The organism is Streptomyces sp. YIM 121038, from assembly GCF_006088715.1.
GTDB lineage: Bacteria > Actinomycetota > Actinomycetes > Streptomycetales > Streptomycetaceae > Streptomyces.
The window spans coordinates 123,925-147,207 of sequence record NZ_CP030771.1 but is presented as its reverse complement, the minus strand read 5'-3'; the positions used below and the strand labels follow the sequence as shown (position 1 = coordinate 147,207).

The 23,283-nt window shown below is 71.5% G+C and carries 17 protein-coding genes; 8 read left to right on the top strand and 9 right to left on the bottom strand.

Annotation, left to right across the window (positions count from 1 at the left end):
* Positions 1-12: 12 nt before the first annotated feature.
* The 7 genes from asnB to C9F11_RS49610 form a co-directional block, all read right to left on the bottom strand.
* Positions 13-1,947 (bottom strand): asparagine synthase (glutamine-hydrolyzing), encoded by a 1,935-nt coding sequence (gene asnB / locus C9F11_RS00645; RefSeq protein WP_138957370.1) that lies wholly within the window; start codon positions 1,945-1,947, stop codon positions 13-15.
* A 3-nt stretch (positions 1,948-1,950) separates the two neighbouring features.
* Positions 1,951-3,519, bottom strand: a complete 1,569-nt coding sequence (locus tag C9F11_RS00640) for a Wzz/FepE/Etk N-terminal domain-containing protein (protein WP_138957369.1) — start codon at positions 3,517-3,519, stop codon at positions 1,951-1,953.
* Complete coding sequence (locus tag C9F11_RS00635; RefSeq protein ID WP_138957368.1) at positions 3,516-4,880, bottom strand: Wzz/FepE/Etk N-terminal domain-containing protein; 1,365 nt, start codon at positions 4,878-4,880, stop codon at positions 3,516-3,518. The genes C9F11_RS00640 and C9F11_RS00635 overlap by 4 nt, the downstream gene beginning before the upstream one ends.
* Positions 4,870-6,144 (bottom strand): glycosyltransferase family 4 protein, encoded by a 1,275-nt coding sequence (locus C9F11_RS00630; protein WP_138957367.1) that lies wholly within the window; start codon positions 6,142-6,144, stop codon positions 4,870-4,872. The genes C9F11_RS00635 and C9F11_RS00630 overlap by 11 nt, the downstream gene beginning before the upstream one ends.
* Complete coding sequence (locus C9F11_RS00625; RefSeq protein WP_138957366.1) at positions 6,134-7,450, bottom strand: nucleotide sugar dehydrogenase; 1,317 nt, start codon at positions 7,448-7,450, stop codon at positions 6,134-6,136. Before C9F11_RS00625 ends, C9F11_RS00630 begins: the two co-directional genes overlap by 11 nt.
* Positions 7,451-7,524: 74 nt before the next feature.
* Positions 7,525-9,048, bottom strand: a complete 1,524-nt coding sequence (locus tag C9F11_RS00620) for a sugar transferase (protein WP_138957365.1) — start codon at positions 9,046-9,048, stop codon at positions 7,525-7,527.
* A 917-nt stretch (positions 9,049-9,965) separates the two neighbouring features.
* Positions 9,966-11,075: an AfsA-related hotdog domain-containing protein gene (locus C9F11_RS49610; protein WP_269078121.1), complete on the bottom strand. Its 1,110-nt coding sequence runs from the start codon at positions 11,073-11,075 to the stop codon at positions 9,966-9,968.
* A gap of 911 nt (positions 11,076-11,986) precedes the next feature.
* Here C9F11_RS49610 and C9F11_RS00600 point away from each other — a divergent pair.
* The 3 genes from C9F11_RS00600 to C9F11_RS00590 all read left to right on the top strand — a co-directional run bounded on the left by C9F11_RS00600 (position 11,987) and on the right by C9F11_RS00590 (position 13,846).
* Positions 11,987-12,628 (top strand): hypothetical protein, encoded by a 642-nt coding sequence (locus tag C9F11_RS00600; RefSeq protein WP_138957364.1) that lies wholly within the window; start codon positions 11,987-11,989, stop codon positions 12,626-12,628.
* A gap of 92 nt (positions 12,629-12,720) precedes the next feature.
* Positions 12,721-13,224 (top strand): NUDIX hydrolase, encoded by a 504-nt coding sequence (locus C9F11_RS00595; protein WP_138957363.1) that lies wholly within the window; start codon positions 12,721-12,723, stop codon positions 13,222-13,224.
* 106 nt (positions 13,225-13,330) lie between these two features.
* Positions 13,331-13,846 (top strand): GrpB family protein, encoded by a 516-nt coding sequence (locus C9F11_RS00590; protein ID WP_138957362.1) that lies wholly within the window; start codon positions 13,331-13,333, stop codon positions 13,844-13,846.
* Between the two features lie 363 nt (positions 13,847-14,209).
* Here the strand turns inward: C9F11_RS00590 and C9F11_RS00585 are convergent, their stop codons facing one another.
* Positions 14,210-15,124 (bottom strand): LysR substrate-binding domain-containing protein, encoded by a 915-nt coding sequence (locus C9F11_RS00585; protein WP_138957361.1) that lies wholly within the window; start codon positions 15,122-15,124, stop codon positions 14,210-14,212.
* Positions 15,125-15,267: 143 nt separating this feature from the next.
* Here C9F11_RS00585 and C9F11_RS00580 point away from each other — a divergent pair, with 143 nt between their 5' ends.
* Together C9F11_RS00580 and C9F11_RS00575 are read left to right on the top strand one after the other, a co-directional pair.
* Positions 15,268-16,278 carry an aldo/keto reductase gene (locus C9F11_RS00580; protein ID WP_138965846.1) on the top strand — a complete coding sequence of 337 codons (1,011 nt, stop codon included), beginning with the start codon at positions 15,268-15,270 and terminating at the stop codon, positions 16,276-16,278.
* Between the two features lie 48 nt (positions 16,279-16,326).
* Positions 16,327-16,746 (top strand): SRPBCC family protein, encoded by a 420-nt coding sequence (locus C9F11_RS00575; protein WP_138957360.1) that lies wholly within the window; start codon positions 16,327-16,329, stop codon positions 16,744-16,746.
* Positions 16,747-16,999: 253 nt separating this feature from the next.
* On the opposite strand, the gene C9F11_RS00570 is transcribed toward C9F11_RS00575, so the two are convergent.
* A complete protein-coding gene (locus tag C9F11_RS00570; RefSeq protein ID WP_138957359.1) occupies positions 17,000-17,395 on the bottom strand; it encodes a PPOX class F420-dependent oxidoreductase in 396 nt (131 codons plus the stop codon).
* Positions 17,396-19,657: 2,262 nt separating this feature from the next.
* Between C9F11_RS00570 and C9F11_RS00555 the strand changes: the two genes are divergently transcribed.
* From C9F11_RS00555 to C9F11_RS00545, 3 genes are all read left to right on the top strand, one after another.
* On the top strand, positions 19,658-20,275 hold the full coding sequence (locus C9F11_RS00555; RefSeq protein WP_138957358.1) for a ScbR family autoregulator-binding transcription factor: 618 nt from the start codon (positions 19,658-19,660) through the stop codon (positions 20,273-20,275).
* A gap of 251 nt (positions 20,276-20,526) precedes the next feature.
* Positions 20,527-21,432 (top strand): NAD(P)H-binding protein, encoded by a 906-nt coding sequence (locus C9F11_RS00550; protein ID WP_346347443.1) that lies wholly within the window; start codon positions 20,527-20,529, stop codon positions 21,430-21,432.
* Between the two features lie 707 nt (positions 21,433-22,139).
* A complete protein-coding gene (locus C9F11_RS00545) occupies positions 22,140-22,925 on the top strand; it encodes a glucose 1-dehydrogenase (protein WP_269078065.1) in 786 nt (261 codons plus the stop codon).
* Positions 22,926-23,283: the final 358 nt, after the last annotated feature.

Genomic DNA, 23,283 nt, shown 5'->3' with positions numbered 1-23,283 from the left:
CCTCTGAAATTCCTAAGCCGTTAACCGAGTGCTCTGGCCGGACCCAGAGGTCGCGTCGCGATACCAGTACTCGAGGGTCAGCACATGCCACAGATGTTTGGAGAAGTCCCGCTGCCCGGCGGCGTCCTCGGCGACCATGCGCGCCAGCGCGTCCCGGCGCAGCAGCCCGGAACGGACCAGCTCACCGTCGTGCACCACCTCGCGCACCAGCGGTGCCAGGTCCCGGCTCATCCAGGCGCGCAGCGGGGCGCTGAACAGGCCCTTGGGCCGGTAGACGATCTCCTTGGGCAGGATCGAGGTGGCCGCCTCCTTGAGGACGGCCTTGCCCTGCCGCCCGACGATCTTGCGATCGCCGGGCACCGCGAACGCCGCCCTGACCACCTCGACGTCCACGTACGGCACCCGCACCTCCGTCGACGCGGCCATGCTGGACCGGTCCGTGTACGTGAGGTTCAGGCCCGGCAGGAACATCCGCGCGTCGCCCAGGCACATGCGGTTCACGAAGTCGTCGAGGTCGTTGTCCTCGTAGACGTCCGCGTGCTCCGTCAGCACGTCGTCGACCGTCCCCGCCAGGTCCGGATCGACCAGGGCGAGCAGCTCGTCCTGGTCGTACATGGTGTAGCTGCGCCGGAACGCGGTCTCCTCCGGCAGATCCGCGAAGGACAGGAACCGCTTCGCGAACCGCACCGACCGGTACCCCCGGCGGGCCGTGGCCACCGGCAGCCGGTCCACGGCCCTGGACACGCCGCGCCGCAGCGGCCGCGGGACCCGCTGGTAGCGCACCGCGATGAGGTTGGCCAGGTGCTTGCGGTACCCGGCGAACAGCTCGTCGGCACCCATCCCCGAGAGCATCACCTTGACCCCGGCCTCCCGGGCGGCCGAGCAGATCAGGAACGTGTTGATCGCCGCGGGATCACCGATCGGCTCGTCCAGGTGGTACGTCATCTGCGGCAGCAGGTCGAGCACGTTCGGAGCGATCTCGATCTCGTGCAGGTCCACGCCGAACCGCCGCGCCACCTGCCGGGCGTAGCGCAGGTCGTCCGGCATCGCCTCGAACCTGGCGTCCTCGGCGCGGAACCCGATCGTGTAGGCGGAGATCCCGGGCTGGTGGCGGGCCGCGAGCGCGGTCAGCCAGCTGGAGTCGAGACCACCGGAGAGGAAGGTCGCCACGGGCACGTCGGAGAGCAGGTGCCGACGCGTCGACTCCTCGACGATCGCGGCCAGGTCGGGCCGCTCACCGCTGAGGGCCCGCTCCCGGCCCTCGGCGGCGACGTCCTTCAGGTGCCAGTACCGGCCGCGCTCCACACTGCCGTCGGCCCGGCACCGCAGCCAGCTCCCCGGCGGCAGCTTCTCCGCCTCGCGGTACGCGCACCGCGAGTCCGGCACCCAGTAGTAGAGGAGCGAGGCCACCAGCGCCCCGTGGTCCACCTCCAGCGACCCGCCCGTGGCGGTGGCGAGCGCCTTGAGCTCGGAGGCGAACACCAGACCCTCGCCGCGCCGCAGCAGGAACAGCGGCTTGATGCCCAGCTGGTCACGGGCGAGCACCAGGTCACCCGTGCGCTCGTCGAAGATCCCGAACGCGAACATGCCGCGCAGGCGGGGCAGACAGTCCGTGCCCCAGCGCCGCCAGGCCTCAAAGACCACCTCGGTGTCGGAGGTGCCGCGGAAGCGCACCCCGGCGGCCGCCAACTCGGCCCGCAGCTCCGGCGCGTTGTACAGCTCGCCGTTGTACGTCAGGGCGAGGCCGCCCGAGACCATCGGCTGGGCGCCGGTCTCCGACAGGTCGATGATGGCGAGGCGGCGGTGCCCGAGGTGCACCTCGCCGTCACCGGCGGGATGGCTGTACCTGCCCGCCCCGTCCGGACCGCGATGGGTGAGGACATCGGTGAGCCGGTCGGTCACGACCTTCCCGTCCGGCCATCGATACGTGCCTGCGATACCACACATGTCCTACCGCGCCTCCTGGTCGCTGTCCGGGACCCGCGCGGCCGGCCTCGACGGTCTCTCCGTCCGCGGCCCGCCCGTCCCGTTCTGCCGGGGCGGCCGCTCCGTGCGCGGCTGACCCGTTCCGTTCTGCCGGGCCCGCCGCTCAAAAGGGCCCCGCAGCGCGGCGTGCGGCCCGTCCCACAGCGTGCCGTCGGTCCTGTCCCGCGGATCGGGGTCGATCAGCACCACACCGATCACGGGAACGCACTGGTCCGCGAGTTGCCGCGCCACGGTGTGCAGCCATGCCGCACTGCCGTGCCCGGCCCGCACGACGAGCACGGTCTGACCGCCGAGGTACTGCAGATCGGTCCACGCCGTGCCGGGCGCCACCGAGCCGACGCCGATCCTGCGCACCTCGTGCGACACGGTCGCGGCCCGCTCGCCGCTGACCACCTCGGGGTCCCCCGACTCCTTGCGGCTGTTGGCGAGCTGTGGCCCCGGCAGCCCGTCGACGACGACCACGGGACCCTCCGCCGCCAGGGCTCTGGCCACGTTCAGGGCGAGCACGCTCGTGCTGCGCGCACAGCCGAGTTCGAGCAGCGACACCGGTTCCGTGGAGTTGCGCACGGTGCGGACCAGCGTCGTGGTGAGCCGTTCGTGTGCCGTACGGGTCCGGCGGCGCTGCCACAGCCGGGCCGGTCTGCGGCGCGTGCGGCGCAGCTCCGCGATGACCGAGGCGCCCAGGTTCGCCGCGATCTCCCGGCGCAGCACGGGGCGGTCCGCCACCACCGTGCCGACCGCGGCCACCGAGAGCCCGAGGACGAGCCCGAGGACCGCCCCGATCACGGCGTTCGTGCCCGCGGCCTTGGGCAGGGAGTGCGCCACCGCGCGCGGGTCGTCCACGATCTGCGTGCCGGAGATGAGCCGGGGCGTGCCGACGCGTGCCTCCTCGGCGCGCTGGGCGAAGTCGGCGATCCGCGAACTGAGCTCGGCCCGGCGGGCGAAGAGCGACTCCATGTTCGCCGGCGCCTTCTCCCCGCTCTGCGGCGACCGGCCGCCGATCACCTTGTTGACCTCGGCGAGTTCCTTCCGCATCCGGTCACGCTGCTCCAGCAGGGCCTCGGCCTCGGCCTTCGCGGCCTCCCGCATCCGCCGCACGTGGTCCGCGACGAACGCGTTCGCCAGCGCCTTGGCCCGGGCCACCGCGTCCGCCTCGCTGGCGGCCGTCACATCGATCCGCAGCAGGTTGTTGGTCAGGCCGGTGCCCCGGTAGTCCCGCATGAAGTCTTCCGGCTTGTCCGGGGACTTCAGGGCCTGCAGCGCCTTGGCGGCGATCCGGGTGGTTCCCAGGAGCTCCACATCGGTGCGGATCAGCGTTCCGGTGTCGTTCGGCTGGTCCTCCTTGTGCGCGACCAGGACCTTGGTCATCGCGCTCGGCGGCGGGGGCCGCAGCACCGCCAACGCCGCGCCGGCCAGCAGCCCGAGGACCGCGAGCGAGGACCAGAGGCGGCGCCGCCTGCGCACCGCCACCACCAGCGTCTGCAGATCGAGGAGGGGAGCGGCCGTCGGCGACTCCGTTGTCCTGCCCCTCACACCGCACCTCCCCCCGCGTCGTCGCCCACCGCGATGGCGGGCGTGGCGCGCCGCGCGGAACGGCCGGCCTTCTCCTTCTGACGGGCCCGGACCGGGCCGGCCACGACGATGCCGACGACCTCGTGCCCCGCGTCCGCACTCGCCTCGGCCACGGCCGCGAGGTCCCCCGCGGTCCAGGTGCCCGCGCTGAGCACGACCAGGACACCGGACTCGATGTCGCGGTCCGGCACCATCGGCCGGGACATCGAAACCCCCACCACCCGCAGCGGATCGCTCTTGGCCTCGGCCACGAGCTGCCCGGCGGCCCGGCGGGCGACCTCGTCGCCGTCCGGTACGAGGACCAGCAGCCGCCGCGGGGCCGGCACCAGATCCCGCAGGCGGGCGCACACCCGCCGGTAGCGGACCTGTCTGCTGGCCTCGTCGCCGGACGACTGCGGGGTCGGCAGGTCCCACCGGGTGTCGACGCCGAGGAACCAGCGGACCCAGGCCCGCAGACCACGGCCCTTGGGCCGGTTCGCGGACCGCTCACCCGGTACGTCGACGGTGCCGAGCAGCACCGAGCCGAGCGCCGCGGCGATCTCCGGCTCGGTGCGCAGCCGACGGTTCACCCGGGCCGCGGTGAGATGGCCGATGACCGAGAACACGAAGGCCAGCAGTGCCCCGGCCACGGTGAGCTGCATCCTCGTCGGCGGCGCCTCACCGGAAGGCCGGGCCGCGGGGCCCATGACGACCATGCCCGCCTTGCTGGTCGCCGGGTCGGCCTCGTCGAGCTTCTTCATGGCCTCCGCCAGCGCCGTACGCAACTTCTCGAGCTCGGTGCGGACCTGCACGCTCTCCACGGTCTGCCCCGGATCCGCCGCATTGGCCAGTTCGGTGATGCGGCGGTTGGTCTCCGCCACCTTCTTGCGCAGGGTCTCGGGCCCGGTGGCGGCCCCGGAGTCGGAGCCGTCGCCCGCGATCCGCGCGGCGAAGGAGACGAACTGATGGGCCAACCGGTCGGAGAGCTGCTGCGCGCGCTCCGGAGTCTCCGCCGTACCGGAGACCTTGATGATGTTCCCGTCCGCGGCCTTGGCGCTCACACGGCCCCGCAGGTCGCTGCCGCTGACGCCGTCCCAGCGCAGCGCGGCGGCCGTACGGTCGACCACCGTCGAACTAGTGGCGATCTCCGCCTGGGTCAGCAGCTCGCGCTCCTCCCACTGCCCCGGCAGCAGCACCGACGTCGACGTCGTATAGCGCGGCGGGAAGAGCAGGGAGGTGCCGTAGCCGACGAGCGCGCCCACCACCGTGAGGATGGCCAGGAGCCGCCAGCGACGGCGGAGGATCCGCCCGATCGTGACCAGGCGTATGGTGTCATCGCTCAACGGTGCGGCCTCTTCCGTGTCCGGACCGGGCGTCGCCCGCCGGCACCGGAGCATGGTCACGGCAGGCAGCTGTGTAGGCGGCGAGCAGCGAACGCTGGGAGTTCCGCCAGGAGAGCTCCCCGCTGATCCGCTCCTTGCCGATCTCGCCCATGCGGGTCCGCCGCTCGGGGTCGTCGAGCAGCAGCCCGACGAGCTCGGCGAACGCGGCCTCGTCGTTGGCGGGCGCGTAGACGGCGGCGTCACCGGCGGAGACCCGCGCCTCCTTCAGGTCGAACGAGACGATCGGCCGGCCCATGGCCATGTACTCCAGGACCTTGTTCATGGTCGACACGTCGTTGAGCGGATTGCGCGGGTCGGGGGAGAGGCAGACGTCCGCCGTGGACAGGTAGCGCACCAGGTCGGCATCCGGGATGCGCCCGGTGAACTGCACCTGCTCGGACAGGCCGAGCTGCCGGGACAGCGCCACCATCGCGTCGAAGGCGTCGCCCGCGCCGACGAACACCGCGTGCCAGTCGCTCCGCCCGACCTCGTCGCGCAGCTTCGCCAGGGCCCGCAAGGCGTAGTCGACGCCGTCCTGCGGCCCCATGACGCCCAGGTAGCACAGCAGATGAGGCTTGCCGCGCTTCAACTCCGGCTCCGGCGCCACCGGTTGGAACCGGTCGGTCGCGGGGGCGCTGCGCACCACGAAGACGTCCTCGGGCCGCCGTCCGCCACGGCGCACCGCGACGTCCCGGTAGCTCTCGTTCGTCGCGAGCACGATGTCCGCGGCCCGGTAGGTCCGCCGTTCCAGCGCGCACACGGCGCGGTAGAGCAGGTCCTTGCCGCGGCCGAACCGCGAGAGGTACAGCTCGGGCACCAGGTCGTGCTGGTCGAAGACGAACCGCGCGCCGCGCCGCTTCAGCCAGAGCGCGGGCAGGAACAGCAGATCGGGCGGATTGCAGGCGTGGACCACGTGGACCGGGCCGACCTTCCGGGCGAGCCGGAGCGTGTGCCACAACGCCGAGCCGTACTCCCGCAGATAGCCGGCCGGTCCGCCGGCGGCCGCGCGCAACGGGTAGCGGTGGATCCGCACCCCGTCGATCTCCGCTTCCAGTTCCGTGTCCCGCTTGGTCCCCCGGGGACAGATGACGTGCACTTCCCAACCCGCGTCGCGCAGCGTCGTGCATTCTTGCCACACCCGCCGGTCGAACGGCACCGACAGGTTCTCCACCAGGATCAGCGCGCGCCGGGCAGGCGCGCCGCCGCTGGTCGTATTACCAAGCAAGACCCAAGTACCCCGTTTCGGCCCGGCGCTCCTCGGCGTCCGGAAGGCGGATGAGATCGACGATCACCGGTCCGTCACCATGGGGCAGCGCCGAGAGCACCGCCGGATCCTTGGTCCCGACCAGGCATACGTCGGCGTGTTCGAGCACCTCGTCGACGGAGTCGGCGAGCAACTGCGCGAGGTGCGGAAGGCGGGTCTCGATGTACTCGCGGTTCGCCCCGATCAGCCGGGAGAGGCTCACGTTGGCGTCGTAGATCTTGAGTTCGTACCCCTTGCCGAAGAGCCGCTCCGCCAGCTCCACCAGCGGGCTCTCGCGGAGGTCGTCGGTGCCGGGCTTGAAGGAGAGCCCGAACAGGCCCACCCGCCGCTTGCCGGTGCGCTCGACCAGCTCCACCGCGCGCTGCAGATGGTCGGCGTTGGAGGGCAGCACATGGGACAGGATCGGCACCGAGACGTCGGCCCGCTGCGCCGCGTACACCAGACTCCGCAGGTCCTTGGGCAGGCAGGAGCCGCCGAAGGCGAAGCCGGGCCGCAGATAGGCGGGGCTGATGTTCAGCTTGCGGTCGGCCAGGAACACGTCCATCACCTGGTGCGAGTCCACCCCGAGCGCCTGGCACACCGCGCCCAGCTCGTTCGCGAAGCCGATCTTCAGGCCGTGGAAGGCGTTGTCCGCGTACTTGATCGCCTCGGCCGTCGGCACCGGCACCCGGAACACCTCGCCGGGCAGGCCCTCGTACAGCGCCGCCACCGCGTCGCCGCTCGCCGGGTCGAGCTCGCCGATCACGGTCTTCGGCGGGTCGAAGAAGTCCCGCACGCTCGTGCCCTCGCGCAGGAACTCCGGGTTGACCGAGACCCCGAAGTCCACCCCGGCCGTGCCGCCCACGTACTTCTCCAGGATCGGCACCAGCAGGTTCAGGCAGGTGCCCGGGAGCATGGTGCTGCGGAACACGACCGTGTGCCGCCCGCCCCGCTCGGCGAGCGCGGCCCCGATCTGCTCGGTGACGCGCTCCAAGTACGTGGTGCACAGGCTGCCGTTGGCCTCCGAGGGCGTACCCACGCAGACCAGCGACACCTCACTCCCCATGATCGCTTCACGGACGTCGCGCGTGGCCCGTAAGGCGCCGGACCGCACCACCTCGGCGGTGAGCTCGCCGATCCGCTCCTCGATCACCGGGGCCTTGCCGTCGTTGACCAGGTCGACCTTCACCTGGTTCACGTCGACGCCGATGACCTCGTGCCCCATGCTGGCCAAGCACGCGGCCGACACGCAGCCCACGTAACCGAGCCCCAGGACGCTGACTCTCATAACCCGTTCCTCCCCCCCAGGCACGCCCTTCCGGCCTGCCTTCCGTGTACCGGCCGGACGACGAACTCCCCGCATCAGTAGGCCCCCTGCCCCTGGAGCACCGCCCGCAGGGTCTTCCACAAGATCACTGTGTCCAGAGCGAGCGACCAGTCCTCCACGTACCGCAGGTCGAGGCGGACCGCCTCCACCCACGGCAGGTCGCTGCGCCCGCTGATCTGCCACAGGCCGGTGAGCCCGGGCTTGACGAGCAGCCGCCGCCGGATGTCCGGGCCGTACGCGGCGGACTCCTCCGGCAACGGAGGCCGCGGGCCGACGAGCGACATCGATCCCGTGAGTACGTTGAAGAGCTGCGGAAGTTCGTCGAGCGAGTACCGGCGCAGCACCGCTCCCACCCGGGTCACCCGCGGATCCCTGCGGAGCTTGAACAACAGTCCCGCGCCCTCGTTGCGTTCGGCCAGCGCGGCCCGCGCCCCGTCCGCGCCGACGACCATGGTGCGGAACTTCAGAATGGTGAACTCCCGGCCGTCCTTGCCGACTCGGCGCTGCCGGTAGAACGCCCCACCCCGGCTGTCCAGGAGGACGAGCAGCGCAACCAGCACCATCAGGGGCGCGAACAGCAGCAGCAGGATGGCCGCACCCATCCGGTCGACGACCTCCTTGACGGCTCGGCGGCCCCCGGTGAAGGTCGGCATGCTGACCCGGAGCAGCGGGATCCCGAGCACCGCGTCGACGTGCAGCCGCGGTCCTGCCACCTCCATCAGCACGGGCGCCACGACCATCTCGGCATCGCTGCCCTCGAGGTTCCAGGCGAGGCGCTGCAGGCTGTCGGGCGACCAGTGCGGGTCCGGTGTGACCGCGACGACGCGGTAGCCGTCACGGCGTACGTGGCCCGCGACGTCCGCGAGGCGGCCGACGACCGGCACGCCGTCCAGGTGGTCACCGTCGGGGCCGAGACCGTCCGTCGTGCAGACCGCCTCCACCCGCCAGCCCAGGTGCGGGAACTTACGGGCCCGGGTGATCAGATCGCGCACGGTGGCCAGGCTCCCGGCGGCGAGCACCGGTCTGAGGCACCGGCCTTCCTTGCGCTGCTTGTGCAGCCACAGGCGCAGCAGATACCGCGCCGTCATGGTGATGATCGCGATCGCCGGTATCGCGACGAAGATCCAGAGTTTGATGTTGCGCGAGGTGAAGGCGATCCCGCCGAGCGCCAGGACGACGGTCGCCGCGAACAGCGAGCGTCCGAGCCGCCGGAATTCCTCGGCCCCTTGGCCGAGCACGGCCGGAGCCCACGAGCGGCTCACCGCCAGGGCCCCCAGCACGAGCAGCTCGGTGCCGAAGGCGAGAATGCCCCACTTCTCATGCCAGTTGGCCGCGTCCCGGGCCCCGAAGAAGTTGCCGATCGCCGCCACTACGAAGGCTGTGGCGACGGTGTCGCTGGTGATCACGGTACGCCGGTACCGCTGCTCCCAGTCGATCGCGGGCTGGCTGAGCGCCCCGTTCACCGGGCGCCCGCGCGCCGGTGAGAACGGGCTGACTAATTCCCCCGGCTGTACAGCCCCCCGCAGGTCGCCAGTGGGCTCGACGTGTTCGCTCCACATGGTTCCTCCCCCCTCGGGAGGCCCCCGCCCCCCGCACTGGTCCACCCCTCGGGAGGCCCCCAGCCCCCCGCGCCGCACCGTTCCTCCCCTCGGGACGCCGTCGCCCTCCGCGATGACATCCCGGTTGTTGCAGCGCTACTTGACCACCCCACCCGGGCGGCGGACGCGTACGCCCTGCCGGCCCTTCCAGGCATGCGGGAACCCGTCGAATTCCAGGTTGCCCCCCTCATGCCTGAGGCCGTCGCCCGGGCCCCAAGTACTGATCACCCCCACGTCCGCCGCCCGAGACGGCAATGCTGGCCTTCCGTGGCGCCGCACCCGCAGATCACTATCCGTTGCCTCGTGACCACGCAGGCGAAGCACGGTCAACATAGACCATCGGAGCCCGTCTGGAGAGGGGTGTGTGTGCAATTTGTGCGCAAGCTTTGAAGCCAAGTCCACCGGCTGGTTACCACCCACGGACGCCCCACCGACGAGCACGTGCCGTGTGGCCTGTGAATACGTCCTTCCGCCGCCCCCCGACCGCCGAAATCCACGCGGCGCCCCGGCGCCGCCAAGTGGGCCGTAATCAGTACTGCAACGGTCCCTGACGTGACGACGGGGCGGGTACGGCGAGGCTCGGGTGACGAGTGGGAAGTTTGGGACGATCTGTTGGCGGATGAGCGGAGTAGGCCATTCCTTCCGCTTCGGGGGAAGGGGCTCGCTTGTCCGCGGAGGCCCGCTGGGCGGCTGGCCATCGGGTCTATGGCTTGCCCAGCGGGGAGGTCGCGTTAGCCATTGCGAATAGGGCGTATGCGCAGGGGGAGCGTGGCTAACTGGGCCTGGCGGGTTGGCCGTTGTGCTGTCCGCTGATGTCGCGGCTGTCTGGCTGTGGCTGTTTGTTGGTGGGTGGGTGTGGGGCTGTGGGTGGGTTGTGTCTAGGGGTGGGGTGTGGTGGTGATGGTGCTGGTGAAGGCGGTTTGGTTGTTCTGGGTGGCGGTGATGTGGGTGGTGCCGGTGCCGGTGCCGGTGCCGGTGCCGGTGCCGGTGCCGGTGGTGTGGGTGTCGGTGCCGGTGGTGTGGGTGTCGGTGGTGCTGGTGGTGGTGATGTGGGTGGGGGTGGGTGTGGATGGAAGGTGGCGTGGATGTGTGGGTAGGGGGGTGGGGTGGGTGGTGGTGAGGCGGGGTGTGTGTGGGTGGGGGTGCGGGTGAGGGTGGCGGTGCCTGTCCGGCTCGGTCCAGGTCCAGTGTTTGTGGTGGTGGCTGTGTCCGGGCTGTGGCTGCTGGGTGCGGTTGGTGTTGCTGTTGGGTGGTGTGTGGTGGTGGGTGGCGTGGGTGGCTTGGCGGGCGGCTTCGAGGAGGAGCATGCCGGGGGTGTGGTCGACGGGGTGGTCGAAGGGTGGGGTGGGTGGTGTGTCGTTGCGGAGGGTCCAGTGGTGGGGTTGGGGGTGGAGGACGACGTCGTGGGGGTTTCGGCGGTTGACGTGGGTGGGGTGGGTGGGGGTGTGGTGGGGGTTTGGGGTGGTTGCTGCGGATGCGTTGGTAGATGGTGGGGGAGTGGGCGGAGAAGCGGGTTTGTGCGGTGCCGAGGTGGGTGCCGTTTCGGAGGGCGATGGCGTGGAGGGTGAGGGCGGTGAGGTGGCCGTTTGTGCGGCGGCGGATGTCGGAGCAGGTGATGTAGAGGGTGAGGTGGGTGGGGTGGTGGGGGGTGTGGTGCATGGCGTGGGGGTTGATGTCGGCGGTGAGGTATTGCCAGATGAGGTGGTGGTTGTGGGGGAGGTGGTAGGCGTTGTGGGCGAGGAGGGGGAAGCACTGGCGGATGGTTTCGATGAACAGGAGGGGGTCGTTGAGGTGGGGGGTGGGGGTGTAGAAGGGGTGGTGTGTCGGCCATTGGGCGGTGACGGTGTAGGTGTCGGGGCGCAGGGTGTCGTAGCCGGTGAGGAGGACTTCGGCGGGGTTGTGTTTGTGCACGTGGTGGGGTGCGAGGGTGGGTTGTGCGGGTGTGTGGGCGGGGTGTGCGGGTGTGTGGGTGAGGTGCTGGGTGACAGGCATGGTGAGCCCCCGTTGAGTGGTTGCGAGTGACCGCTTGCACTTGTGCTCGGTTGGCGCTGTCTCGCCGTCCAGCAACATAACGAGTGTTCTTTTTGTTGTCGAGGGGTGTCCGGATCCTGCCCGTGGCACGGGGTGCCGTGGCTGGGGGGCGGGGTGCGGGGCGGTGGGGGAAGGGCGGCTCGTCGGGCGGGTGCACCCGGAGGCGCGGCGAGTGCCGGTGCGGGGTGCGGCGGGGGCGGGGTGGTGGCGGAGTTGACCGGAACTGTTCGCCCGGGGCGGGGAGTTGGGGGTGCGGGGCGGGGTGTGAGGGGCGGTTGGGTGGCTGAAAGTGGAAGGTCGTCATCCGTGGTGGGGGCGGGTGGCAGCTTCCCGCCCCCTGCCCCTGGTGTGAGGGTGCGTCAGCGCCGCCTGGTGGTTGCGCACCCCGCCGGGTGTGTGGGCATTCCCGGGTGTCCGGGTGTCCGGGTATCCGGGTGTCCGGGTGTCCGGGTGTCCCCGGGCGTCCCCGGGTGTCTGGGTGTCTGGGTGTCCCCGGGTGTGTGGGTGTTCTGGGGTGTCTGTGTCTGCTGTGGGGTGTTGTGCCTGTCCGGTGTGTGCGGTGCGGTGCGGTGTGGTCCCGGTGTTGTGAGGTGCGGTGTCACTCTGGCCGTCTTCGGTGTTGTTCCGGTCGGTGTGGAGGTGGTGTTTGCGTGGGGGTGGCTGTGCTTGGTCCTCATGGCCCCTGATGCTCGGTGAGTGGGGTGCCCGTGCTGTGCTTTCGCCTTCGCTTCGAACCTTGCCGGGTGCTTTTGCCGGGAGGGGTGGGGGGCTTTGGCCGGTCTGCCGAACGCCGGAAGGCGCGGATGGGTCGGCTTGCCCGGGAGGAATTCCGCGGGGTCGCTTCCCTCCCGCTGGTAGGTTCCTTCGGGTGAGTGAGCAACTTCCCCGTGGGGGCGTCGAGCTGTCGGCTGCCGGGCTCGATGCCCTGGACGCAAGGTGGTCGTCCTGCTGGACTCCGGGTGAGGTTGCGCAGCGCCTGGCCGGGGTCGCCGCGTTGTGGTGTGTCGCCGCTGGCTGGGCGCTGGATCTGTTCCGCGGTACGCAGACGCGCGAGCACGGGGACATCGAGATCGCGGTCCCGGCCGCGGAGTTCCCCGAGATTCGCAGCCGCTTTCCCGGATATGTCTTCGATGCGGTCGGCAGCGGCCGGATCTGGGAGAACGCCACACCGGGCGTGTTGGCCGCCACACACCAGACCTGGCTGCGCGAGCCGGCCACCGGCGGCTACTTGCTTGATGTGTTCCGCGAACCTCACGACGGCAGGACCTGGATCTGCCGGCGCGATGAGACGATCCGGCTTCCCTACAGCGAGATCGTCCGCCTTACCCCGGACGGAATCCCCTACCTGGCGCCGGAACTGGTCCTGCTGTTCAAGGCCAAGCACGTACGCCCCAAGGATGAGGAGGACTTCAACGCGGCCCTGCCGCATATGACGTCAGCTCAGCGCTCGGCGCTGGCCGGTCTTCTCATCCGTGTTCACCCGGGACATCGCTGGCTCGGGAACCTGTGATCCATCTGATGGCTGGTCTGCGATGACGCCTTGTCTCTCGTGAGCAGTGCGGGGCTCGGCGAGTGGCCGAGCGGATCACGTATCGTCAGGTGATGACAGCTGAAGAGGCGAAGGACGCTATACCCCGCGTGCAGTTGGTCATCGGCATCATCCGCCGGGGCGACGAGATTCTGCTGGTGCGAGAGAGTCTCGGTGCCGACGGCGCGCTGCTGTGGTCGCTGCCCGGTGGCGGAGTCGAGGACGGGGAGCTTCTGCATGAAGCTCTTCGGCGCGAGCTTGAGGAGGAGACCGGGCTGCTGATCGGTGATCCGGCGCGGACTGCTTTCCTCGTGCACGTCGACTCCGAGCGGCACCCCTCGGCGTTGGCCGCGGCCTTCGAGGTCGAGCAGTGGTCGGGGGACCTGACGCCGCAGGACGGCGACATCGAACAAGTGGCTTTCTTCTCCATGCCCGATGCCCTGGAACTGCTTGGCGAACTGGACAGCGCAGCCCAGCGGGAGCCCATCGTCGGTTACCTGACCGGGGCTGCTGCTCCGGGCGCCACATGGCTTTACCGGAACCGGGGTAAGAAGGAGACTCTTGTCGCCCGCTGGTGACAGCACGCAACGCCCACCGTATGGAGTGGCCAGCGACCGGGTAGGCGCTGGCCGCAGACCCCTGAGGAATGCGATGGGGCTCCGGCGCCCCTGAGGGACTGCCGGCATGACGGACGAGATCGTGGTGAGCGCCTGCGGCCCCCGATGGTCCGAGCGGTTGGAGGATCTGCGGCAGCGGCCGGCTCCTCACGTCGCGGGTCTGGCGTTGTCCATCGAGCACGTCGGCGGTACGGGCGTGCCCGGATGTGCCGCCAAGCCGGTCGTCGACCTCGGTATCGTGCTGTCCGGGGAGGCGTCCGTGCCCGAGTTGGTCTCTGGGCTCGCAGGGCAGGGCTGCCAGCACGAAGGCGGCCTCGGGATTCAGGGGCGGGAGGCATTCCCCACCCCGCCTGGAGCTTTCGGGCACCATCTGTACGGCGGGGGCGCGGGCACAAAGCCCCGCCTTGGTCACGTGCTGCTCCGTGACTGCCTGCGGCTGCGGCCCGCGGAAGTCCGGCGCTGCAGCGCGTGGAAGATGGCTTTGGCTCAGCGGTTTACGGCCGGCAGCGAGGGCGGGGCGGCCTGCTCTGCGTCCAAGAGCGCTCTGGTGGAGGAGCTCATGGCAAGGTCCTGCGCGGTGTGAGGGGGGCGCGGCGGCTGGTCAGGCCAGGGCGGCGGGGCCGGGCGGATGGTGTTCCGCTGGTGCCGGGCCCGGATCGGCCGGGGCTGGAGGGCGCTCTCCCGCTCGTCGAGGTGTCTGCGCGGGTCTCCGGAGCGACGTCGCTCGGCGGCGGGGCGGGCGGGGCGGTTCGGCTGTCGTGGGCGGCGGCCGGGGGCTTGTCCCTGGGGGCTCGCCGGGGAGCGGGTGCGGGGGTGGTGCTGCCGCCCGGCTGCCGGCTGCCCGGTTGTCCGCGGCCGCATGGCCTGATGGGGCGGGCGGCTTGCAGGCAGGGCGCGCCATGGGGGGGCTTCGGGATGGGCCTGACGCCTCGCCATGCCTTCTGGGTCAGTGGTGGGTTGTGGCGTCCTCGGCTCCGGCGGCCAGGACCGTGGTGCGGAACGAGGCGACGACCGGGCGCAGATCGGTCCGATGCCATACGGCCCACAGGGGAACAGACCTCTGGAACCAGGGCAGTTCGCGGACCCTCACGCCCGAGAGGCCTTCGTGCAGCATGCTCTTCTGCACGAAGGCGCTGCCGAGCCCGGACGCCACCAGGCCCAGCGCGGTGAGGGGTTCGGGCGCCTCGAAGCGGATGTCGGGGGTGAATCCGGCGGCGGCGCACGCCGCGACGAAGTCGTCCCGCCCGATGTGGTCCTGGCTGTCCTGGACGGCGATCCACGGCTGGCCGTCGAGGTCGGCGGGCGAGATCTCGGCCGCGCCGGCGAGCGGGTGGCCGCTGGGCATGGTCAGCAGCAGGGGGTCCTGCAGCAGCAGTGTGCTGCACAGGTCGGGATCCGGCTCGGGCGGGGCCTGGGGGACCAGGGCGATGTCCAGGCTGCGCTGGCGCAGGCCCTCGAACTGCTGGGCGGCGGTGAGGTCGTAGAGGGCGACGTGGATGCCGGGGCGCTCCTGGTTCAGGGTGCGCAGGGCCCGCGGCAGCAGGCCGGTGTGCATGGCGTCGCCCACGTATCCGATGCACAGGCCGCCCTCGTCGCCGCGGCCCAGGCGCCGGCCCAGGTTTTCCAGGCGGTCCGCGTGCCGTAGCAGGGCCGTGGCCTCGGCGAGGAAGACGCGGCCGTCGGAGGTGAGCCGGATGCGCTGCTGGCTGCGCTCGAAGAGCGTCAGGCCCAGGTTCTTCTCCAGCTGGGCGATCTGCCGGCTGAGCGGGGACTGCGAGATGTGCAGGCGCTCGGCGGCCCGCCCGACGTGTTCCTCTTCGGCCACGGTCACGAAATAGCGGAGTTGTCGCAGGTCAAGCATGTAAGACCTCGGGGGACTCAAGTGTGTCCAAGCGAGTCTTGGACAGTCTGACTGCACGATCCTAACCTCGGTGGAGCAAGAGACGCGGACCAGGAGAAACCTCCTCAATGCCGCGTATCGTCATCGAGAGAAGGATCTTCCTCATGGGCATCACGTCCCTTCTGCCCGGGCGGCTCGGCTTCGGTACCGCCCCGCTCGGCAACATGTTCCGCGCGATTCCGGGCGATGAGGCCCGCGCCACGGTCGAAGCGGCCTGGGACCAGGGCATCCGCTTCTACGACACCGCCCCCTTCTACGGCGCCGGGCTGGCCGAGACACGGCTGGGCGAGGTCCTCTCCGCCCGCCCCCGCGACTCCTACGTCCTGTCCAGCAAGGTCGGCCGGGTCATCCTCGACGAGCACGAGAGCGCCGCTCCCGACTTCGGCGAGAAGGGCGGACTGTTCGCGCACGGCAACCCCAACAAGATCGTCCACGAATGGACCGCCGACGCCACCGAGCGCTCCATCGAGGACAGCCTCAAGCGCCTGGGCACCGACCGCCTGGACATCGTCTGGGTCCACGACATCGCCCAGGACTTCCACGGCGACCGGTGGCTGAGCACGTTCGAACAAGCCCGCACCGGCGCCTTCCGCGTCCTGTCCCGCCTGCGCGAGGAAGGCGTCATCAAGGCCTGGGGCCTGGGCGTCAACAAGACCGAGCCCATCGAGCTGACCCTCGCCCTGGACGAGCCCCGCCCCGACGGCTTCCTCCTGGCCGGCCGCTACACCCTCCTGGACCACACCCACGCCCTCCAGCGCCTGCTGCCCATGGCCCAGGAACAGGGCGTCGACATGGTTGTCGGCGGCCCCTACAGCTCCGGCATCCTCGCCGGGGGCACCCACTTCGAATACCAGCAGGCCCCGCCGGAGATCATCGAGCGCGTCGGCAAGCTCAAGACCCTCGCCCAGCGCCACGGGATCAGCATCAAGGCCGCCGCCCTGCAGTTCTCCCTGGCCCACCCCGCCACCGCCGCCGTCATCCCCGGCGCCACCCGCCCCAGCCGCATCACCGAAGACACCGCCGCCCTGAACGAGAACATCCCCACCGCGTTCTGGACCGACCTGCGCACCAGCGGCCTGATCAGCCCCACCGCCCCACTCCCCGACAACGCCTGACCCTCATCCTCCCCCGCACACGCAGCACCATCCTCAGGAGAAACAATCATGGCTTCCACGTCCGTCAGCCGCGTCCTGCCCGCCTCCCCGCAGAAGGTGTGGGACCTCATCGGCGGCTTCGGCGCCCTGCCCGACTGGCTCCCCTACATCCCCGAGAGCACCGCGCTCGAAGGCGGCCGCGTCCGCAAGCTGGCCAACCCCGACGGCGACGTCATCATCGAGCGGCTGGTCGGCTTCAACGAGGCCGAGCGCCACTACACCTACGCCATCCTTCAAGCCCCCTTCCCCGTCACCGGCTACCTCTCCACCCTGCGCGTCCACCCGGTCGAGGACCGGGACGACCTCGCCGAGGTCCAGTGGTCCGGACGCTTCACCCCTGACGGTGTCAGCGACACCGAGGCCGAGGAGCTGTTCGCCGGGATATACGCGGACGGCCTCGACGCCCTGCACCAGGCCCTGGCCGCCTGACCTCCGGCGGCCAGGACACCGCCGAACCGCACGGCCCGGACGCCCCTCACGCGGGTCCGGGCTTGTGGTGTCCCCCCGCCCTCGCCGGGACCGGGGCACGCAAGGCGCATCCCGGGCGGTGGCCGGACAGCGAAGCTGGTGAGGGCCGGTTCGTGCTGCGGCCCGGCCCGGCCCGGCGTGGCTCGGTGTGGTGTGGCTGGCGCGGCCTTCGCTCTGTGCCTGTCTGTGGCCGGGGCCGGTCGCGGGGGGTCCGTCAGACGGAGAAGCCGGTGATCTTGGTGGGTGTCACGCGGACGATGAGGCGCAGTACGTCGTCGGGTTCGGGCGGCGGGTTCTCGCCGAGGTATTTGTGCGAGAGGGTGTGCGGCAGTGTCTTCTGCGGGTCTTCGATCAGTTCGGCGGTGCCCCGGATGTCGATGGACTGGTAGGGGTTGTCGGTGTCGTAGACGGTGAGGCTGATCCGCGGGTCCCGGGCGAGGTTCCTGGCTTTGAGGCGCCCCGCTGTGGTGGAGAAGAGGACGGTGTCGCCTTCCCTTGCGATCCAGACCACCGAGGTCTGCGGGGCGCCGTCGCGGTTGAGTGTGGCGACGGTGGCGAAGTTCCTTCCGTCCAGCAGTGTGCGTGTCTGCTCGTTCAGTTTTTCCGGCATGGCCCCGCCCTTTCGTTCAGCATGGTGAGTTGTTCACTGCTGGTGCAGAACAGGCGTGAAGATCGATTTCTTCCCGCCGTCGGGCCGGGGGCTGGTGGCCTCGTCACGGCGGCGCCGGGCCTTGCTGGTCGCGTGGACGGCGCTCGGGTGTGGGCGGCCGCTGCTGGTGGTTGTGCTGGGTGTGCACTGGCAGTGGGCCTCGTAGTTGGTCTCTGGCGCCTGCCTGCTGGTGCGGCGGCGGTGGCGGCGGGTCCGGCGGAGGTCCTGCCCGCCGGCAGGAGAGGTCCGGCGTTCAGGCGGGGCGTATTGCGGGTCAGCCCGTAAGGGCAAGTTCCCGTCGCGTCGTTGGCGGTTGCCCGTTCTCCCGGCCCCGGCCCCGGCCCCGGCCCCGGTTCTGGCTCGGGCCGGAGCCGGTTCCGTTCGGGTGGGAGTGGTGGTTGTGTTTCTCGCCGTTCGTGTGCCGGGCGCGGGGGCTGTGCCTGCTGGTGGTCCTGGCGGGTGCGCCGACGGAGTTTTGGGGGTGTGTGCCGAGGTTGGAGGGGTGGTGGTGTGTGGTTCTTGCGGGAGTGTCTCCACTGTGGTGCTGGGCTTCGGGCTGGTGTGGTTGGGGGTTTCTCCGGGCCTGCCGTGCTCGCGAGCGGCTTGCCGTTGTGGTGCTGGCCGGGCTGTAGGGCGCGGGGGCGGGGCAGGGTAGGGCTGCTGGTGGTGTGTGGGCTGGGTGGCTGAACGTGTCGGTGGCGGCGCCGACTTGTTTGGTGCTGGTGCTGGTCTGGTTTGTCTGGACTGCTAGTTGCTGGTCTGCAGGGGCTGGAAGGGGTGGGTGCTTCTTGGTTCGGCGTGCTGTGTCCTGCCCGGGTGGCAGGGCCGTGTCTGTCTGTCCCGTTGGCCGGGTGTGGTTCTGCTGTTTGTGTGGCGGGTTTCTTGCTTGGGTGCTGTGTGGTGGGGGTGGGTGCCCCGCCGGCCGTTGGTGGGGCTGGTGGGGTGTGTGGTGGGTTACAGCTCGCCGGGGCGGGGTTTGTCGAGCCAGCTGGTGGTGGTCATGTGGTGGGTGTCCGGGTGGTGTTGGTGTGTCTGGGGGGGTGGTGGCGGAGTTCGAGGCGGGGCTGGTGGCGGGTTGGTGTGCGGGTGTGGCGGTGTGGGTGGCGGCCGGGCGGGCGGTGTTGCCGGCGGCTGTGTCGGTGAGGGCTGTGGTGGTGCCCAGGGCGCACAGGGCGGCTGTTGCTGCGCCGATGGCTATGTGCTTGATCATGAGAGTCCTTCGGGGTCTTGGGTGAATGGGGGGTTGACGTACGCAGTGGAGCGGGCGTGGGTCAATGGGCGGTCAACGCCGGTTCGACGGCGGGTCTGTGCGGTGCGGGCGTGCGCAGGGATGCACGCGTCTGCGGGTGCTGCCGGGCGGGCCCTTGGCGGCCTGGAGCGGCCCGGGGCGGGGCCGGGGGCGGGTCGGGGGCGGGTCGGGGGCGCGGGGCGCCCGGGGCCTGGCCGGTGGGGCGGGCGCCCGGCGTGCCGTGCGCTGTTCTGCGGCGCGGTGCGGGCCGGTGCTGCTGTCGCTGCTGTCGTATGTCGTTTAGGGGGAGCGGGAGTTGCGGGTGTGCGGGGCGCTGCCGTCGGGGGCTGAGGGTGAGCTCGTCTTGCGGGCGGCCGGGGAGCGTCGGGACCGCTTTTGGGCCGGGCGGGGCCGTGCCGGGGCCGTCGCGGGCGGCCTGTCCGGGAACCCGCAGCCCCTCTCGGGGGAGGGGGCGGGTCTGCGGTGGTTCGCCTGTGCTGCTGGTTGTGGTGTTGGTGTGTGTCATGGGGTGGTGTGGCTTCGTGGTGGGGTGGTGGGCGTCCCTCCTGGTCGGCGCCGCTGGCTGGCGTCCCGGCCCTCTGTGGCGTCCTGGGTCTCCTGGCTGGTGTCTTGGGTTCCGTGGGCTGCGTTCTGGTGGGCCGTCGTGCGGTCTCTTCGGTTCCTGTCTGTGGTCTTGGCCTGCGGTGTCCGGCTGGTTGCCTTCCCTGTGCTGTTTTGGGGTTTGGCTGTGCGGTGTCGCTGTGTCCGGTGTTCTGCTCTTGCCGCGGCTGTGCCGGTGTCTTCCGCCTGGCCGGGACGGGGCCGGGTGGTTGGACCTGCCCGGTGGCGGTGGCGGTGGCGGTGGCGGTGGGCGGGGCGGGGGTGTGGGTGTGGGGGTGGGTTTGGGTGGGGTTGGTGGCCTGGTGTGGGGGCGGGGCGGGGGCGTAAAATAACGGCCGTTCGTTTTTGTGGCGAGGAAGGGCAGGGGACGCTCGATGGTGGAGCCCAAGCAGGAGCGTGCTGTGAAGACCCGGGATGACATTCTGCGGGCGGCGGCGCTGGCTTTTGATGAGTTGGGGTACCGGGGGGCGAGTATGCGGGAGATCATGCGGCGGGCGGGGGTGACGCTGGGGGCGGTGTATTTCCATTTCGAGAACAAGGAGGCGCTGGCGCGTGCGGTGATCCGTGCGCAGCCGGAGGTGATGGTGCCGCGGGTGCATTCGCAGGGGTTGCAGCGGCTGGTGGATCTGTCGCTGGTGTGGGCGCATCAGCTGAATGTGAATCCGTTGCTGCGGGCGGGGGTGCGGCTGGCGGTGGAGCAGCGCAGTCACGGGATCGAGGACGATACGTCGTTCTATGAGTGGGAGAAGATTTTCCAGGGCTGGCTGGAGGTGGCGCGGGAGCAGGGGGAGCTGGCGCCGGGGGTGGAGCCGGAGGTGGTGGCGGAGTTCGTGGTCGGGGCGATGACGGGCACGCAGCAGCATGCGCATCTGACGGGGACGACGGCGGCGTTGCCGCAGCGGATCGTGCATATGTGGCAGTTGCTGCTGCCGGGTATCGCGCGGGCGCAGGCCGCGGCCGCGATCGATCTGGATCCCGGCCGGGGCCGGTAGCCGACGAAGAGGAAGCGGGGGGCGGGGTGTCGTTACCGGCAGGGCCGTACACGGTCCAGGACGCGGCGGACGAGGGGACGGCCACGGCCGCCCGCACGGGCAGTGCCGCCCGCGTGGCTGCCCGGGCGGGCGGTGCTGGCCGCGTGGCTGCCTGGGCGGGCGGTGCTGGCCGCGTGGCTGCCTGGGCGGGCGGTGCTGGCCGGGTGGCTGCCTGGGCGGGCGGTGCTGGCCGGGTGGCTGCCTGGGGTGGTGTGGTGGGCCGGGGTGGTGCTGGCGGCGGGGGTTCTGCTGGTGGTGGGGGTGGTGTGCGGGTGGTGGTGGCGGGGGCTTCGGGGACGGTGGGGCGGTTGGTGGTGGGGGAGTTGGTGGGGGCGGGGTGTTATGTGCGGGCGTTGACGCGGGATCCGCGGGCGGCGGTGCGGGCGGGGGTGGGGGGTGTTTTGGTGCGTGCTGATTTCGGTGACCGGGCCTCGTTGGAGCGGGCGTTGGCGGGGATGGAGGCGTTGTTGCTGATCACGAGTGATCCGTTGCGTCCTGATCATGATGAGCGGGTGCTGGAGGCGGCGGTGCGGGCGGGGGTGGGGCATGTGGTGAAGGTGTCGGCGCTGGCGGTGACGGATGCGGGGGCGGGGGATGTGATTACGTGCTGGCAGCGGGTGTGTGAGCAGCGGGTGCGGGAGTGCGGTCTGGCGTGGACGGTGCTGCGTCCGCGGGCGTTTATGTCCAAGGCGCTGGCCTGGGCGCCGTCGGTGCGGGAGCGGGGGGTGGTGCGGGCGGTGTACGGGTCGTCGGTGAATGCGTGTGTGGATCCGGGGGATGTGGCGGCGGTGGCGGCGCGGGTGCTGACCACGCCCGGGCACGGGGGGCGCTGTTATGAGCTGACGGGGCCGGGGCCGGTGTGCGCGCGGGAGCAGACGCGGGTGCTGGCGCGGGTGCTGGGGCGGGCGCTGCGGTTTGAGGAGATGGGGGTGGAGGAGGCCTGGCGGCTGTGGCGCGGCCGGTATCCGGAGCCTTATGCGCGGGCCCTGCTGGAGAGCGCCGAGCGCCAGCGGGCCGGGGCGAAGGCGGGGGTGAGCGCGGGGGTGCGCCAGGTCACGGGCCGCGCTCCGGCGGGTTTTGCCGACTGGGCCCGGCGCCATGCCCGTTTCTTCGGCTAGCCGCGGCGCGGGCGGCCTGCCGCGCGCCTGCCGCAGCCCGCCCCCTCCGTGCCCGCCCCCCCCGTGCCCGGCGCTGCGTGCCCTGTGCTCGGTGCCTTTCGCCGGCGCTCCGTCCCGGGGATGTCCCCGGCACCGGTGCTCCGGGGGCACCGGTTCTCCGGGGGTGCCGGGAGTGCCGGGGGTGCCGGTTCTCCGGGGGTGCCAGGAGTGCCGGGGGTGCCGGTTCTCCGGGGGTGCCAGGAGTGCCGGGGGTGCCGGGGGTGCGCTGCGCGGCGGTCCGTCCCGCCCGGGACGCGGCCTGCCGCCCGTACGCCCGGCCCCGGGCCCCGGCCCCGGCCCCGGGCCCTGTTCCTGTTCGTGTTCCTGTTCCTGTTCCGGTCGTTGTTCGTGGTCCTGTTCGTGGTCCTGCTTGTGGTCCCGTGCTGTTCGTGGGGTGCGGGGGGCGTGTGCCGGTGCTGTGTGCCCGGTGCGGTGGCCGGTTGGCGGGGTGGTCTGGGGGCCTGGGGCGGGGAAAGGTTTCTGCTGCCGGTGTGTGCGGCCGGGCCGGGCGGGGCGGGTGTGTGCGGCGGGTCCGGCAGGTGTGGGGCGGGTGCGGGTTTCGTAGGGGCAGGGGGCCGGGGATTCGCCGCGGGTTTCGCCGTGGGTTTCGCGGCGGGTGGCGAAGCGGTTGTCGAAGCGGATTTCACATATAGGGGAGGGGTTTTCCGGTGAGGGATGGTCTGGGAGCGGGGCGGGATCTGCTGGGCGGGGCGACGGTCATGATTACGGGGGCTTCGAGCGGGATCGGTGCGGCCGCGGCGCGGTTGTTCGCGGCGGAGGGTGCGGCGGTGGTGCTGATGGCGCGGCGTCAGGAGCGGTTACGGGCGCTGGTGGGGGAGATCACGGCGGGCGGGGGGCGGGCGCTGGCGGTGCCGGGGGACGTCACCGTCGCCGAGGACGCGGCGCGGGCGGTGAAGGAGGCGGTCAATGTCTTCGGCCGTCTGGACGCGGCGTTCAACAACGCGGGCTGGGCGACCGCGGGCACCCGGCTGCACGAGACGGACGACGAGGTGTTCGCCCGGATCGTGGAGGTGAATCTGCGCGGGGCCTGGAACTGCCTGAAGGCGCAGATCACGCAGATGCTCGAGAGCGGGCGCGGGGGTGCGATCGTCAATACCGCCAGTGTCGCGGGGGTGGTGGCCACCGGGGCGGCGGCGCCGTATGTGGCGGCCAAGCACGGGGTGATCGGTCTGACCCGGGCCGCGGCCGAGGAGTACGGCCGCCAGGGCATCCGGGTCAACGCGCTGGTGGTGGGCAGTACCCGTACCGAGCTGATGGACGACGTGCTGACCCAGGTGCCCGCGCTGGAGGAGTCCTTCGTGGCCCGCTCCGCGCAAAAGCGCATGGCCCGTCCCGAGGAGGTGGCCCAGGCCGCCGCGTGGCTGTGCAGCGCCCGTGCCTCGTTCGTCACCGGGGCCGCGATGGCCGTCGACGGCGGCTGGACCGCCGCCTGAGTCCCCGCCGCACCCCGGCCCCGGCGGGGCCGCGCCCCGCCGGGGCCCCGGCCTTGGCGCGCGCGGAGCCCGGCCCCGCGCCGTACCCGGCCCGGCCGCGCCGCGCCCGTGCCCCGCGCCCGGCCCGGCCGTGCGCGGCAGCGGGCCGTGCGCGGCCGGGCCGGGCGGTACAGCGGGCCGTGCCCGTGCCGGACCGGCCGTGACCGGCAGTTGGGCCGGGGCGGATGCCGGGTGTTGCCTGGGGTGCACCGTGGCAGGTCCGGGTCTGCTGTGTGCCGCTCCGGGGCCTGGCCCGCGTATGTGAAGCAGGGCGTGCGGTCCGGCGCGCGCCGCGCCCGGGCTCCGCCGCGCACCCGCC